The organism is Trinickia sp. EG282A (genome assembly GCF_040965455.1).
GTDB lineage: Bacteria > Pseudomonadota > Gammaproteobacteria > Burkholderiales > Burkholderiaceae > Trinickia > Trinickia symbiotica.
The window spans coordinates 329,297-343,609 of record NZ_JBFRCC010000002.1 but is presented as its reverse complement, the minus strand read 5'-3'; the positions used below and the strand labels follow the sequence as shown (position 1 = coordinate 343,609).

The following is a 14,313-nucleotide window of genomic DNA, read 5'->3' as shown; positions in this document are numbered from 1 at the left end:
TCCAGTTCTGATGCACCGAATTTGCAGGTGGAGAACGAGGAGACAATCGAGGCACGAAGTGCCCGCGAGAAAGCGCTGTTGGACGGAATCCAACAGCGCTTTTCTTTTATGCCTTCTATTCGTGCATCCGCCTATCCCTCCCTCGCATTGCCCATTCGCGAGTGCATGCTGCCCAGCGCTCGTGGGCCGTTCCGTCCCAGCGATTCTTCGCACGGCTGCACGGTTTCCCCCATTCAGCTTCGTCGTTCGCCCGATAAAGCGGCCCATGCTTCACCGTTTCCAGTGATTTTTATCCGACCATTGCTGCAAGCAAGGTCGCGTCACGATACGATCTTTCGTTCGGAATCCGAAATAAATCGGCCGGCATGCCGGCCGGCTACGTTTAACGCTCGCAAAAAAGCATCTGGAGAATGGAGAATGACGGTAAAACGATGGGTACGCGGCGGCTTAGCGCTCGCTTTGATTTGCGGCGCCGGCGCAGCGTTCGCTCAAGTGAAGATCGGTGTGGTGCTCTCGACGACAGGGCCCGCCGCTTCGCTCGGCATCCCTGAAAAGAACACGATCGAACTGTTGCCGAAAGAGATCGGCGGCAAGCGCGTCGATTACATCGTGCTCGACGATGCGACCGATACGACGAAGGCCGTGCAGGATACGCACAAGCTCGTCGACGAAGACCATGTCGATGCGATTATCGGCTCGACTGTCACGCCGAACTCGCTCGCAATGATCGATGTCGTCGCGCCAGCCAAGACGCCGATGATCTCGCTTGCCGCGTCCGCGAAAATCGTCGAGCCGATGGACGACAAGCGCAAGTGGGTTTTCAAGACGCCGCAAAACGACAGTCTGATGGCTGATGCGATTGCCGAGCACATGGCGAAAGCGGGTGTGAAGACGGTCGGCTTCATCGGCTTTGCCGACGGCTACGGCCAGAGCTGGCTCGCGGAGTTCAAGCATGCCGCTAGCGCGCATGGACTGAAGGTCGTCGACGACGAGAAATACAACCGCACCGATACGTCGACGACGGGACAGGTGCTGAAGCTCGTCGCCGCGCGCCCCGACGCGGTGCTGATCGCGGCGTCGGGCACACCCGCCGCGTTGCCGGCGAAAGAGCTGAAAGAGCGGGGCTACAAGGGCAAGGTGTATCAGACGCACGGCGTCGCGAACAACGACTTCCTGCGCGTATGCGGCAAGGATTGCGACGGCGAGATTCTGCCGGCCGGTCCGATTCTCGTCGCCGATCAGCTCCCCGACTCGAATCCCGTCAAGAAGTCCGCGCTCGCGTACGAGACGGCGTATGAAGCGAAGTACGGCAAGGGCTCGGTCGTCACGTTCGGCGGCCATGCCTGGGACGCGGGCCAGATGCTGCAAAAGGCGATTCCTGTCGCGTTGCAGACGGCGCAGCCGGGCACCGAAGCGTTCCGCACGGCGCTGCGCGGCGCGCTCGAAAATCTGAAGGATCTGCCCGTCTCGCACGGAATCATGACGATCACGCCCACCGATCATAACGGCCTCGACAAACGCGCGCGCGTCTACGTGCAGATCGTCGACGGCAAATGGAAGGTCATCGGCGAGTAAGCATGGATTTATCGATCGCGGCCATTCTCGCGCAAGACGGCATCACGACGGGCGCCATCTACGCGCTGCTCGCGCTCGCGCTCGTGCTCGTCTTCTCGGTCACGCGCGTCATCTTCATTCCGCAAGGCGAGTTCGTCTCCTATGGCGCGCTGACGCTCGCGATGCTGCAAGCGAACAAGGCGCCGCCGACGGCACTGCTGTTGATCGCGCTCGGGGTGGCCTGCTTCGTCGTCGAGACGATTGGCATGATGCGGCGGCCCGAGCGGCGTCGGCATTGGCCGCGGACGCTTGCGTTCAGCGCCGGCCGCTATCTGTTCTTTCCGCTCGCGGTCTACGCGTTGACGGCGCATCTGGCCGCGCTCGCGCTGCCGATGATCGTCCAGGTCGTGTTGACACTTGTCATCATCGTGCCGATGGGGCCATTCATTTATCGGCTGGCTTACGAGCCTATCGCCGAGGCGACGACGCTGTTGCTCTTGATCGTCGCGGTGGCCGTTCATTTTGCGATGGTCGGTCTCGGGCTGCTCATGTTCGGCGCCGAGGGCTCGCGCACGACGCCGTTTTCCGATGCGTCGTTCAACGTCGGCAATCTCTCGGTGGCCGCGCAGAGCCTGTGGGTCGTCGTGACCGCGCTGGTGCTCATCGTCGCGCTTTACGTCTATTTCGACCGGTCGATTTCGGGCAAGGCACTGCGTGCGACGTCGATCAACCGCCTCGGCGCGCGGCTCGTCGGCATCGGGACGGCGCAGGCCGGGCGGCTCGCCTTCACGCTCGCGGCCGGGCTTGGCGCACTCTCGGGCGTGCTCGTCGCGCCGCTGACGACGATCTACTACGACTCCGGCTTTCTGATCGGCTTGAAAGGCTTTGTCGGCGCGATCATCGGAGGGCTCGTGAGCTATCCGCTGGCTGCAACGGGGTCGCTGCTCGTCGGTCTGCTCGAATCGTATTCGTCGTTCTGGGCGAGCGCCTACAAGGAGATCATCGTCTTCACGCTGATCATCCCGGTGCTGCTGTGGCTCAGCCTTACGCGGCCCCGCGTGGAAGAAGAGGAGGAGGAGTGAAGCGTTGAGCGCGAACCGTCTCCCATCGCTCAAGAAGCCGTTCTGGCTTTTTCTCGTCGTCGTTTTTCTGCTGCCCGTTCTGCCGGCGCCCGTGCGCGTCCCGGAGTACTGGATCACGCTTTTCAACTACATCGGGCTCTACTCGATCGTCGCCATTGGTCTCGTCCTGCTGACGGGCATCGGCGGCATGACGAGCTTCGGGCAGGCCGCGTTCGTGGGTATCGGCGCCTACGCCACGGCCTACCTGACGACGAATTTTGCCCTCTCGCCGTGGCTCGCGCTCATCGCCGGTATCCTGCTGACGGCTGCCATCGCCCTCGTCATCGGCGGCGTGACGATGCGCCTTTCCGGGCATTTTCTGCCGCTCGGCACCATCGCCTGGGGCCTGTCGCTCTATTACATCTTTGGCAATGTAGACTGGCTCGGCAAGTACGACGGCATCAACGGCATCCCGGCACTGTCCCTCTTCGGCCTCTCGCTTGCGTCGGGCCGCGGCATCTACTACCTGATCTGGGCCGTGGCGCTCGTGTCGGTCGTCTCCGTGCAGAACCTGCTCGACAGCCGGCCCGGTCGCGCCATTCGCGCGCTGCGCGGCGCCAGCGTCATGGCGGAGGCGATGGGCGTCGATACGGTATGGATGCGCATCGTCATCTTCGTCTATTCGGCCGTGCTCGCCGCCATTTCCGGCTTCCTCTACGCGCACCTGCAGCGAGCCGTCAATCCGACGCCATTCGGCCTTAATCACGGAATCGAATATCTATTCATGGCCGTCGTGGGAGGCGTCGCCCATGTTTGGGGTGCGATTCTCGGCGCGGCGATTCTCACCGTCCTGCAGGACTACCTGCAGAGCGTGTTGCCGACGCTGCTGGGCCAGAGCGGCAATTTCGAGATCATCGTCTTCGGCGTGCTCATGGTTGTGCTTCTGCAATATGCGAGGCAGGGCGTTTGGCCGTTCGTCGCGCGTTGGTTACCGCGCGATCCGTCGGCTCGCGCTCCGGCGTCCGCGCCGGCTTTGCCGCAGCGCACAAAACCGCCGACGGGCGAGGCCTTGCTCGTTGTCGACAGGGTCCGCAAAACGTTCGGGGGTCTCATCGCCGTCAACGACGTCAGCTTCGAAGTCGCGGCGGGCGAAATCGTTGCGCTGATCGGACCCAACGGTGCGGGCAAGTCGACGACGTTCAATCTCGTGACGGGCGTCCTGCGCGCGACGAGCGGCACGATCCGCTTCGCCGGCGAGCGCATCGACACGCTTCGTTCACGTGAAATCGTGCGGCGCGGGATCGCCCGCACGTTTCAGCATGTCAAGCTGGTGCCCGGGATGACGGTGCTCGAGAACGTCGCACTCGGCGCCCACCTGCGCGGATCGACTGCGATCTCGCGCAGTGTCGCTCGGCTGAACGCGGCCGAGGAGGGCCGCTTGCTGGCCGAAGCCGCCAGCCAGATCCGGCGCGTCGGACTCGAGCAGCATATCTACGACGAAGCGGGCAGTCTGGCGCTCGGACAGCAGCGAATCCTCGAGATCGCCCGTGCGCTTTGCTGCGACCCGGTGTTGCTGCTGCTCGACGAACCCGCCGCGGGGCTTCGGTACCAGGAAAAGCAGCGGCTTGGCGAGTTGCTGCGCAGGCTCAAGGCCGAGGGTATGAGCATTTTGCTCGTCGAGCACGATATGGATTTCGTCATGAACCTGGCCGATAGAGTCGTCGTCATGGAGTTCGGCACGCGCATCGCGCACGGTTTGCCGCGGGAGGTTCAGAATGACCCGGCCGTGCTCGAAGCCTATCTCGGTGGAGTGGAGTAGCCATGCAGGAAACCGCGACAACGCCGATTCTCGCCGCATCGGAACTCTCCGTGCGCTATGGGAAGGTCGATGCGCTGCACGGCGTCTCGCTCGAAGTCCGCCGTGGCCAGATCGTCAGCGTGATCGGGCCGAACGGCGCGGGCAAATCCACGCTACTCAATGCGGTCATGGGCGCGCTACCGCCGGCGGGGCTTGCGGTCGGGCATATCCGGTACGGCGGCGAGGACATCGCCGCACTGCCCATCGAGAAGCGTGTGGCACGTGGGATGTGCCTGGTACCAGAAAAACGTGAATTGTTCGCGTCGATGACAGTCGAGGACAACCTGGTGCTGGGCGCCTATCGCCGCAAGCGCGCCGGCGACCGCAATTTCCTCGATCAGCTCGACACTGTCCTGGAGCTGTTCCCGCGCCTCGCCGAGCGCCGGAAGCAAGCTGCCGCGACGCTGTCGGGCGGGGAGCGGCAAATGCTCGCGCTCGGGCGCGCGCTGATGGGCAAGCCCGACCTCCTGATGCTCGACGAGCCGAGCCTCGGGTTGGCGCCGCTCATCGTCAAAGAGATTTTCCATATCATCAGCGCGTTGCGGCGGACGGGCGTGGCGATACTCCTCATCGAACAGAACGCGCGCGCGGCGTTGCAGATTTCCGACTACGGCTACGTGCTGGAAACGGGGGAAGTCGCGCTGTCGGGCAACGCCGACGCGCTCTCGCATAACCCTCGGGTAGTCGAGACATATCTCGGGCTTGCAAAGAAGACAGTGTGAGGTCCGTAGCTCGCGCGGCGCCGAACGGCGTGCGCGCGCCTGTCCGATCGTGCCGCCACACGCTCATGCCCTGTATCACGCAGCGACCCGCTTTGCCAGTGGAAGCCGATGTTTCACGTGAAACCTCCGTTAGCTGTTTAACGTAGAACACGGCTCCTCCGACGAACCCGCTATAATTTCGCGCATATCCTTTCTCGACAGGCCCGCGCGTGTTCTCGTCGCGGGATCCGCAATGCTTTATCCCACAGAATTTGACGTCATCGTCGTCGGCGGTGGCCACGCCGGCACGGAGGCCGCTTTGGCCTCGGCGCGCATGGGCGCGAAGACGCTGCTGCTGACACACAATATCGAAACGCTCGGACAAATGAGCTGCAACCCGTCGATCGGCGGTATCGGCAAGGGCCACTTGGTCAAGGAAGTCGATGCGCTGGGCGGTGCGATGGCAGCCGCAACGGACGAGGCCGGCATCCAGTTCCGAATTCTCAATTCGTCGAAAGGGCCCGCAGTCCGCGCCACGCGCGCACAAGCGGATCGCGTGCTCTATAAGAAGGCGATTCGTCATCGGCTCGAAAACCAGCCGAATCTTTGGCTGTTCCAACAGGCCGTCGAGGATTTGATGGTCGAAGGCGACCGCGTCGTCGGTGCCGTGACGCAGGTTGGCATCCGTTTTCGCTCGCGCGCCGTCGTGCTGACGGCTGGCACATTCCTCGACGGAAAGATTCACGTCGGCCTCAACAACTATACGGGGGGCCGCGCCGGCGATCCGGCCGCCGTTTCGCTGTCGGCGCGCTTGAAGGAACTGAAGCTGCCGCAAGGTCGGCTGAAGACGGGTACGCCGCCGCGGATCGACGGTCGCTCGATCGATTTTTCGAAGCTCGAAGAGCAACCGGGCGACCTCGATCCGATCCCGGTATTTTCGTTCCTTGGCCGCGTTGAGCAGCATCCGCGCCAATTGCCGTGCTGGGTGACGCATACGAACGAGGCGACGCACGACATCATCCGCGGCGGACTCGACCGGTCGCCGATGTATACGGGCGTCATCGAAGGGGTGGGGCCGCGCTACTGCCCGTCGATCGAGGACAAGATTCACCGTTTCGCGTCAAAGACCTCGCACCAGATTTTCCTCGAGCCCGAAGGACTGACGACGAACGAGTTCTACCCGAACGGGATCTCGACGAGCCTGCCGTTCGACGTCCAGCTCGCGCTCGTGCACTCCATGCGCGGACTCGAGAATGCACACATCCTGCGTCCTGGCTATGCGATCGAGTACGACTACTTCGATCCCCGTGCGCTGAAGGCCTCGTTGGAGACGAAGGCGATCAAAGGGCTCTTCTTTGCGGGGCAGATCAACGGCACGACCGGCTACGAGGAGGCTGCCGCGCAAGGTTTGCTCGCTGGCATCAACGCGGGTTGCTTCGTGCTCGACAAGGCACCGTGGTCCCCACGGCGCGACCAAGCCTACCTCGGTGTGCTCGTCGACGATCTCGTGACGCGCGGCGTTTCGGAGCCGTATCGTATGTTCACGAGCCGCGCCGAGTACCGTCTCAGCCTCCGTGAGGACAACGCCGACATGCGGCTGACGGAGATCGGGCGCGAGCTTGGCGTCGTCGATGATGCCCGCTGGGATGCGTTTTCTCGCAAGCGCGACGCTGTTTCACGTGAAACAGAGCGCCTGCGGGCGACGTGGGTGAACCCGAAGACCCTCTCTGCCGAGGAGGCGACGGCGTTGCTCGGCAAGCCGATCGATCACGAATACAGTCTTGCCGATCTGTTGCGTCGCCCCGGCGTGACGTATGACGGAATCTGTGGCCTGCGCGGCGGCGAGTGTGGACCGGCCGAGCCGCTTGCGGAGGACCCGGTATTGCTGGCTCAGATCAAGGAGCAGATTGAAATCGGCGTGAAGTACCAAGGCTACATCGAGCGTCAGGCCGACGAGATCGAGCGCAACGAGGCCAACGAGAACACGCGCCTGCCGGAGGGCATCGACTACATGGCGGTGCGTGGACTGTCTTTCGAAGCGCGGCAAAAGCTCAATCAGTTCCGTCCTGAAACGATCGGGCAGGCATCGCGCATTTCGGGCATCACACCGGCGACGATCTCCCTGCTGATGGTTCATCTGAAGAAAGGGCTCGGTCGGCGCGCCGCGCCTCTCACGAACGACGATCATGGCGCGGACGCCGCTTCGGTTGCGCAATGACGGCGCCGCGTCCGAATTCGCGGCAAGCGATCGACCGAAATACGCTCGATGAACTGTTGCGGGGCGGGGCGGTCGCGCTCGGCATCGCTCTGAGCGACGAGCAGGTGGAGCGGCTCCTCGATTACGTGGCGTTGCTCGCGAAGTGGAACACCGTCTATAACCTGACGGCGATTCGCGACCCGCGCCAGATGCTCGTCCAGCACATTCTCGATTCGCTTTCGATCGTGCCGCATCTCGCCGCGCGCGAGGGGGCGACGATTCTCGATGTCGGATCCGGTGGCGGGCTGCCCGGGATCGTGCTGGCCATCGCGTTTCCCGAGCGGGCGATCACGCTCAACGACATCGTGCAGAAAAAGACGGCTTTTCAGGCGCAGGCCAAAGCCGAATTGAAGCTGGCCAACGTTTCGGTGGTGACAGGGCGCGTCGAAACGCTGCGTGCCGGCATCGAAGTGTCGGGAAAATTCGACGCCATCGTCTCGCGCGCATTCGCAGAGCTCGCCGATTTCGTTACACTTTCGCGGCACTTGGTCAGCGCGCGAGGATCGATCTGGGCGATGAAAGGCGTGCGCCCCGATGCGGAGATTTCGCGCCTGCCGATCGATGCACGCGCGGTGCAGGTCATCCGATTGGCGGTGCCGTCGCTCGACGCGGAGCGGCATCTGGTCGAGGTGATGATCGAACAGGGCGAGCCGATCGGCTCGCGCTAGCGGCATGCGGCAAGGGCTCACGGCAGAGAAGCGCGGTGAAGAACGGAAGTAGCTCCGAGGATCCAGGAAAACGATGGCAAAAATCTTCTGCGTCGCGAATCAGAAGGGCGGTGTGGGCAAGACGACGACGGCGGTCAACCTCGCCGCGAGTCTCGTATCGCAGGAGCAGCGCGTTCTGCTGATCGATCTCGATCCGCAGGGCAATGCGACGATGGGTAGCGGCATCAACAAGGCCGAGTGCGAAAACACCGTTTATGAAGTGCTCGTCGACGGTGTCTCTGTCGCCGATGCGCGCAAGAAGCCGGACGCGGTCGGTTACGACGTTCTGCCGGCGAACCGCGAACTCGCGGGTGCGGAGATCGAGCTCGTCGACGTGGAAAACCGCGAGCGACAATTGAAGGAAGCGATCGCACACGTCGCGAGCGACTACGACTTCATTCTGATCGACTGCCCGCCCGCGCTTTCGCTTTTGACGCTGAACGGACTCTGCGCGGCGCACGGCGTCGTCATCCCGATGCAGTGCGAGTACTTTGCGCTCGAAGGGCTCTCGGACCTCGTCAACACCATCAAGCAGGTGCATGCGAATCTCAATCGCGATCTGAAGATCATCGGCCTTTTGCGCGTGATGTTCGATCCTCGCATCACGCTGCAGCAACAGGTTTCCGACCAGCTCAAGGAGCACTTCGGCGACAAGGTGTTCGACGCGGTGATTCCACGCAACGTGCGGCTTGCGGAGGCGCCGAGCTACGGCTTGCCGGGCGTCGTGTTCGACAGGGCGTCGCGCGGTGCGCAAGCCTATGTGCAGTTCGGCGCGGAGATGATTGAACGCGTGCGCGCGCTCTGACGCGCCGCGCGAGACGAAAAAGCGGAAACGCGAGGAAAGCATGAATGCGGTAGCGAAGAAGAAGGGATTGGGACGCGGCCTCGAGGCGCTGCTCGGTGGCAGCACCGATATCACGGCCGCCGTCAAAAGCGAAGGGGCGCCGAACGTGCTGCCGCTCACGAGGCTGCAGGCCGGCAAGTATCAGCCGCGCACGCGCATGGATGAAGGCAGCTTGCAGGAGCTCGCCGCGAGCATCCGTGCGCAAGGCTTGATGCAGCCGATACTCGTTCGCCCGGTATCGGCCGAGAAGTACGAAATCATCGCGGGGGAGCGGCGCTTTCGCGCGGCGCATCTCGCGGGCCTCGAGGAAGTGCCGGTGCTCGTCAAGGACGTGCCCGACCAGGCCGCCGCCGCGATGGCGCTGATCGAGAACATTCAGCGCGAGGACTTGAATCCGCTCGAAGAGGCCCAGGGCATCCAGCGGCTGCTCGACGAGTTCCAGTTCACGCACGAGCAGGCCGCTGAATCGGTCGGGCGCTCGCGCAGCGCCGTCTCGAATCTGCTGCGCCTGCTCAACCTTGCGGCGCCCGTGCAGACCATGCTGCTCGCCGGCGATCTCGACATGGGACACGCGCGCGCGCTGCTCGCCGTGGATGCCGCTTCGCAAATCACGCTCGCAAACCAGGTCGTGAACAAGGGGATGTCGGTGCGCGAGACCGAGCGCCTCGTTGCGGCGACGACGAAGGCGGAGCCGGCCGTGAAGGCGCGCGTCAACCATCATGACGGCGGGCGCGACACGCGGCGCCTCGAAGAGGAGCTTTCCGATCTGCTCGCGGCTTCCGTGAAGATCAAGCTCGGCCGCCGCGGGCGAGGCCAGCTCCAGATCGATTTCGGCGATCTCGACGCGCTCGAGGGGATCCTCGCGCGGTTGCGCGGCGGGCCCGCGGCGTGAGCCGCGGCGCACGTCGCCCTCGATCATGACGGCAGCCGAGAAGGCGCGGCCCGCCCGCGCGAGCTGGCCGCTTCGCATGCGGCAATGCATTTCATTCGTGGCGAAGGAGCCGATCCTGTCCGTGCTCGTCGTCGCGCTCGCCGCATTGCAATGGCGGCATCCACAAGCATGGGGCGAATTGCCGCACCTCGTCGACTGGCCGACCGTCACGACGCTCGCGGGGCTCTTGATATTGACGAAAGCGGTCGAGCTGTCGGGCTTCCTGATGTGGCTCGCGCATCGCGTCGTGCATCGCGTGCATTCGGAACGCGCGCTCGCGTTCTTGCTGATCGGGCTCGCCGCCGTGCTGTCGATGCTCGTCACGAACGATGTCGCGCTCTTCGTCGTCGTGCCGCTTGTGCTGTCGCTGAACCGCCTGACCCCATTGCCCATCAAGCGGCTCACGATCTTCGCGGCGCTCTCCGTCAACGCGGGCTCGATCCTGACACCGCTCGGCAACCCGCAGAACCTGTTTCTCTGGCAGACGAGCGGCGTTTCGTTCGGACGCTTCGTGCTTGCGCTCGCTCCGCTTTGCGCCGTATTGATGGCGATGCTGTACGGCCTTGCGGCGTGCACCTTCGCGGGCCGGCCGCTCGACCTCTCGCGCGATGCGCCGACCGAGCGCGTCGACCGCGCCTATGCGGCAACGGCGGCGCTGCTCTTCGTCGCGTTCGTGCTGCTCGCCGATTCGCACCATCCGGGCATCGGCCTTGCCGGCATCGCGCTCGGCTTTCTCGTCTGGCGGCGCGATGCCGTGCTGAAGATCGACTGGGTGCTGCTCCTCGTTTTCGTGCTCATGTTCATCGTGCTGCGCAGCGTTGCGGCGCTGCCGCCGATACGCGAGACGATCGCGACGTTCGAGCTCGGCAAGCCGCTTTCGGCCTATCTCTCGGCGGCCGTGCTTTCCCAGGGCATCAGCAACGTCCCCGCGGCGATCATGCTGGCCGAGTTCACCAAGGATTGGCGAGCGCTCGCGTTCGGTGTGAGCGTCGGCGGTTTCGGCATTGCCATCGGATCGCTCGCGAATCTGATCGCCGTGAGGCTCGCCCGTGAGCGTGGGATCTGGCTTGGATTCCATCTCGTCTCGATCCCGTTCTGGGTCATCGGCGGGGCACTCGGCGCGTGGTTGCTGACCCTGCGTTGAAAGCCGATCGACAGCTGCGCGGCCCCCGTCGAAAGGACGCTTTCCGGCTCATTTTCGTCGCGGCTAAAGTCTTGAATCGCCTGCAACTATCGCTTACAATCCCCCGGATTTATCAGCTAGGCACCCCGTAAGCACGGCGAAAGGCGGCGTGACGGAAGAGTCCGTGCGCGCGATGTAAGCGGCGGGTAGGAAAGGGTCTTTGCAGGATGACGGCGATGGCGGATCAACAGCCGAAAAAGAGGCAGGAGACACGCTCGCCCGACACCGCGCCCACCACCGCGAACGTCGGTCATGCTCGAACTTTCGACGATGCGTGGGATGCCGAGCAGCAAGACATAAATACCGTTCCGCTCACGCGGGCCGAAGCCGAGAAGTTGTTCGGCCCGACCGTGAGCCGTCCATCGCGCGTCACGCCGTTCAAGGTCGTGATGGCGCAAATGGTTTTGTCCCTGGTCGCGACGTTGTGTTGGTGGCTGTTTTACGAGCCGCCGGGCGCTGCTGCGCTGTCGGCGTTCCTGGGTGGGGCGGTTTGTTGGGTGCCGAGCGCGTTGTTCGCGGCACGTCTCAAGAAGGCAGGCGCGTCCGCATCGATCCTCACTTGGATGATCGGCGAAGCGCTGAAGATGGGGGTGACGGTTGCGATGTTCGTCGCGATCGGCTTGTGGTACCACGACGTGCGGTGGCTTCCGCTCATCGTCACCTATCTCATCGCGCTGAAGACGTACTGGATCGCGCTCGCCTGGCATTGAAGCGGTACTGGAAGGATTGAAGGCAGGTTGACGTCGGCCGTCGCCGCTCCCGAGCGAGCGCGAGGCCGGCCTCTCCAGCGGGGTCGGCCTGTGCCGGCGCTCCGCCCCGAAAGATTTTCGACAATTTGGGTGGCATTAACGATATGGCAGCGAACGAAGGCACGCACTTGGATCCGTCCGAGTACATTGCGCACCACTTGCAGAACCTGTCCACCGGACATCAGACGTCGATCATCGACTTCCATGTCTGGAATCTCGACACGCTTTTCTGGTCGATCGTCTGCGGTCTCGTCACGATCGTCTTGCTGCGGCTCGCGGCGCGCAAGGCGACGCCGGGCGTGCCGGGGCGCTTTCAATGCGCGGTCGAGATGCTCGTCGAGATGGTCGAGGACCAGTCGAAGTCGATCATCCACGGCAACCGCACCTTCATCGCGCCGCTCGCGCTGACCGTCTTCATCTGGGTCGCGCTGATGAACTCGCTCGACTTCATTCCCGTCGATCTGCCCGGGCGCATCATCGGCTGGCTCGGCTTGTCGAACGTGATCTCGCATCATCGCATCGTGCCGACGGCGGACCTCAACGGCACCTTCGGCATCGCGCTCGGCGTATTCGTGCTGATGCTCTACTACAACTTCAAGATCAAGGGTCCCGGCGGATTCGCCCATGAGCTGCTCTCCGCACCGTTCGGCGGACATCCGCTGCTCTGGATTCCTAACCTCGCGCTGAACATCATCGAATACGTCGCCAAGACGGTTTCGCTGGCGCTGCGGCTCTTCGGCAACATGTACGCGGGCGAGCTGCTCTTCCTGCTCATTGCGTTGCTCGGCAGCCTCTGGACGTTCGGCGCCGACACCAGCGTGCTCGGCTTCGTCGGACACGTGATCGCGGGCAGCGTCTGGGCGATCTTCCACATCCTGATCGTCTTGCTGCAAGCGTTCATCTTCATGATGCTGACGCTCGTGTATATCGGCCAGGCGCACGACAAGCACTAAGCGAAGGCGTGCAAAGCGGATTCTTTTCGTTTCCCTAAATCCAGTTCTAAAAAGTCTTTTACAAAGGAGTGATCATGCAAGCTTTCATCGCCAACATCCAAGGTCTGACCGCCATCGGTATCGGCATCATCATCGGCCTGGGTGCAATCGGCGCCTGTATCGGTATCGGCCTCATGGGCGGCAAGTACATCGAAGCCTGCGCCCGTCAGCCGGAACTGATGAACCCGCTCCAGACCAAGATGTTCCTGCTCGCTGGTCTGATCGACGCGGCGTTCCTGATCGGCGTCGGTGTGGCAATGCTGTTTGCGTTCGCGAACCCGCTGCTCTCGAAGCTCGCGGGCTGACGTTTCCGGGGGGAGTTTGTGCCGCGTCGATTGTGAGCGCGGCGCAGGGGCGAAACGGGATGAGAGGCGCTGATCGATCGCGATATCGATGAGCGCCTTACCGTTTCACTTTCCGTATCAGCAACATTTGAGGAAACACCGTGAATCTGAACGCAACCCTGTTTGCGCAAATGGTCGTCTTCCTGATCCTCGCGTGGTTCACGATGAAGTTCGTGTGGCCGCCGCTGGTCAACGCGCTCGACGAGCGCGCGAAGAAGATCGCAGACGGCCTCGCGGCGGCCGAAAAGGGCAAGACGGAGCTCGAAGCCGCGCACAAGCGCGTCGACCAGGAGCTTGCCTCCGCGCGCAACGAAGGCCAGCAGCGCATCGCCGACGCCGAGAAGCGCGCGCTCGCCGTGGCCGACGAGATCAAGGCCAACGCGCAGGCCGAGGCGGCCCGCATCGTCGCGCAGGCGAAAGCCGATGCCGAGCAGCAAGTCGTCAAGGCTCGTGAAGCGTTGCGCGCCGAAGTCGCCGCGCTGGCCGTCAAAGGTGCCGAGCAAATCCTGAAGCGCGAGATCGATCAGGCGGCCCATGCCGAATTGCTCAATCAACTGAAGACCGAGCTCTGATCATGGCCGAACTTGCAACCATCGCTCGCCCGTACGCGGAAGCGCTCTTCGATGTCGCCGAGCGCGGCGACGTCGCCGCCTGGTCCGCTCTCCTGCAGGAGCTGGCACAGGTTGCGCGTCTGCCCGAAGTGCTGTCGGTCGCCACGAGCCCGAAGGTGACGCGCGAGCAAGTCGTCGACCTGTTGCTCGCCGCGGTGAAGTCGTCGCAAAAGGATGCGCCCGAGGTCAGGAATTTCGTGCGGATGCTCGTCGATAACCATCGGCTCTCGCTGCTGCCCGAAATCGACGTGCAGTTCGAAGAATTGAAAAACGCTCGCGAAGGCGCGGCGGACGCGCTGATCGTCAGCGCATTTCCGCTCGAAGGCGAGCCGCTCGCCGCGCTCGTCGCGAGTCTGGAACGCAAATTCAAGCGTAAGCTGAAGCCCACAGTCGAGGTCGACGCGTCGCTGATCGGGGGCGTGCGTGTGACCGTCGGCGACGAAGTGCTCGACGGCTCGGTGCGCGCGCGGCTTGCACGCATGCAGGTTGCGCTGACCGTTTGACGGCGCTCGACGCCCATG

14 protein-coding genes are annotated in these 14,313 nt (G+C 63.4%); all 14 read left to right on the top strand.

Features of this window, described 5'->3' with window-relative positions:
* Positions 1–417: 417 nt before the first annotated feature.
* The 14 genes from AB4Y31_RS09430 to AB4Y31_RS09365 all read left to right on the top strand — a co-directional run bounded on the left by AB4Y31_RS09430 (position 418) and on the right by AB4Y31_RS09365 (position 14,295).
* The gene (locus AB4Y31_RS09430; RefSeq protein ID WP_107150086.1) at positions 418–1,575 is read left to right on the top strand and encodes an ABC transporter substrate-binding protein; all 1,158 of its coding nucleotides are present in this window, start codon (positions 418–420) and stop codon (positions 1,573–1,575) included.
* 2 nt (positions 1,576–1,577) lie between these two features.
* A complete protein-coding gene (locus tag AB4Y31_RS09425; protein WP_368673707.1) occupies positions 1,578–2,636 on the top strand; it encodes a branched-chain amino acid ABC transporter permease in 1,059 nt (352 codons plus the stop codon).
* 4 nt (positions 2,637–2,640) lie between these two features.
* Positions 2,641–4,434, top strand: a complete 1,794-nt coding sequence (locus AB4Y31_RS09420) for an ATP-binding cassette domain-containing protein (protein WP_368673706.1) — start codon at positions 2,641–2,643, stop codon at positions 4,432–4,434.
* A gap of 2 nt (positions 4,435–4,436) precedes the next feature.
* Entirely contained in the window at positions 4,437–5,195 is a 759-nt protein-coding gene (locus tag AB4Y31_RS09415; RefSeq protein ID WP_368673705.1) for an ABC transporter ATP-binding protein, read from the top strand.
* Positions 5,196–5,427: 232 nt separating this feature from the next.
* Positions 5,428–7,392, top strand: a complete 1,965-nt coding sequence (gene mnmG, locus AB4Y31_RS09410) for a tRNA uridine-5-carboxymethylaminomethyl(34) synthesis enzyme MnmG (RefSeq protein WP_368673704.1) — start codon at positions 5,428–5,430, stop codon at positions 7,390–7,392.
* Complete coding sequence (rsmG, locus tag AB4Y31_RS09405) at positions 7,389–8,099, top strand: 16S rRNA (guanine(527)-N(7))-methyltransferase RsmG (RefSeq protein ID WP_368673703.1); 711 nt, start codon at positions 7,389–7,391, stop codon at positions 8,097–8,099. Before mnmG ends, rsmG begins: the two co-directional genes overlap by 4 nt.
* A gap of 73 nt (positions 8,100–8,172) precedes the next feature.
* The gene (locus AB4Y31_RS09400; RefSeq protein ID WP_018441372.1) at positions 8,173–8,943 is read left to right on the top strand and encodes a ParA family protein; all 771 of its coding nucleotides are present in this window, start codon (positions 8,173–8,175) and stop codon (positions 8,941–8,943) included.
* Positions 8,944–8,983: 40 nt separating this feature from the next.
* A complete protein-coding gene (locus AB4Y31_RS09395; protein ID WP_368673702.1) occupies positions 8,984–9,874 on the top strand; it encodes a ParB/RepB/Spo0J family partition protein in 891 nt (296 codons plus the stop codon).
* Positions 9,875–9,950: 76 nt separating this feature from the next.
* Positions 9,951–11,057, top strand: coding sequence for an SLC13 family permease (locus AB4Y31_RS09390; RefSeq protein WP_026229793.1), 1,107 nt, complete (start codon positions 9,951–9,953; stop codon positions 11,055–11,057).
* A gap of 215 nt (positions 11,058–11,272) precedes the next feature.
* Positions 11,273–11,806 carry an ATP synthase subunit I gene (locus AB4Y31_RS09385; protein ID WP_181321766.1) on the top strand — a complete coding sequence of 178 codons (534 nt, stop codon included), beginning with the start codon at positions 11,273–11,275 and terminating at the stop codon, positions 11,804–11,806.
* A 143-nt stretch (positions 11,807–11,949) separates the two neighbouring features.
* Positions 11,950–12,798, top strand: coding sequence for a F0F1 ATP synthase subunit A (atpB, locus tag AB4Y31_RS09380; RefSeq protein ID WP_368673701.1), 849 nt, complete (start codon positions 11,950–11,952; stop codon positions 12,796–12,798).
* A gap of 74 nt (positions 12,799–12,872) precedes the next feature.
* A complete protein-coding gene (atpE, locus tag AB4Y31_RS09375; RefSeq protein ID WP_007180033.1) occupies positions 12,873–13,142 on the top strand; it encodes a F0F1 ATP synthase subunit C in 270 nt (89 codons plus the stop codon).
* 140 nt (positions 13,143–13,282) lie between these two features.
* The gene (locus AB4Y31_RS09370) at positions 13,283–13,753 is read left to right on the top strand and encodes a F0F1 ATP synthase subunit B (protein WP_018441377.1); all 471 of its coding nucleotides are present in this window, start codon (positions 13,283–13,285) and stop codon (positions 13,751–13,753) included.
* Positions 13,754–13,755: 2 nt separating this feature from the next.
* Positions 13,756–14,295 carry a F0F1 ATP synthase subunit delta gene (locus AB4Y31_RS09365; protein WP_368673700.1) on the top strand — a complete coding sequence of 180 codons (540 nt, stop codon included), beginning with the start codon at positions 13,756–13,758 and terminating at the stop codon, positions 14,293–14,295.
* Positions 14,296–14,313: the final 18 nt, after the last annotated feature.

Excerpts from the sequence above, each read along its gene's own strand:
- AB4Y31_RS09430 (WP_107150086.1), top strand. The coding sequence starts at position 418 with ATGACGGTAAAACGATGGGTACGCGGCGGCTTAGCGCTCGCTTTGATT.
- AB4Y31_RS09425 (WP_368673707.1), top strand. The coding sequence starts at position 1,578 with ATGGATTTATCGATCGCGGCCATTCTCGCGCAAGACGGCATCACGACG.
- AB4Y31_RS09415 (WP_368673705.1), top strand. The coding sequence starts at position 4,437 with ATGCAGGAAACCGCGACAACGCCGATTCTCGCCGCATCGGAACTCTCC.
- mnmG (WP_368673704.1), top strand. The coding sequence starts at position 5,428 with ATGCTTTATCCCACAGAATTTGACGTCATCGTCGTCGGCGGTGGCCAC.
- rsmG (WP_368673703.1), top strand. The coding sequence starts at position 7,389 with ATGACGGCGCCGCGTCCGAATTCGCGGCAAGCGATCGACCGAAATACG.
- AB4Y31_RS09400 (WP_018441372.1), top strand. The coding sequence starts at position 8,173 with ATGGCAAAAATCTTCTGCGTCGCGAATCAGAAGGGCGGTGTGGGCAAG.
- AB4Y31_RS09395 (WP_368673702.1), top strand. The coding sequence starts at position 8,984 with ATGAATGCGGTAGCGAAGAAGAAGGGATTGGGACGCGGCCTCGAGGCG.
- AB4Y31_RS09390 (WP_026229793.1), top strand. The coding sequence starts at position 9,951 with ATGCGGCAATGCATTTCATTCGTGGCGAAGGAGCCGATCCTGTCCGTG.
- AB4Y31_RS09385 (WP_181321766.1), top strand. The coding sequence starts at position 11,273 with ATGGCGGATCAACAGCCGAAAAAGAGGCAGGAGACACGCTCGCCCGAC.
- atpB (WP_368673701.1), top strand. The coding sequence starts at position 11,950 with ATGGCAGCGAACGAAGGCACGCACTTGGATCCGTCCGAGTACATTGCG.
- atpE (WP_007180033.1), top strand. The coding sequence starts at position 12,873 with ATGCAAGCTTTCATCGCCAACATCCAAGGTCTGACCGCCATCGGTATC.
- AB4Y31_RS09365 (WP_368673700.1), top strand. The coding sequence starts at position 13,756 with ATGGCCGAACTTGCAACCATCGCTCGCCCGTACGCGGAAGCGCTCTTC.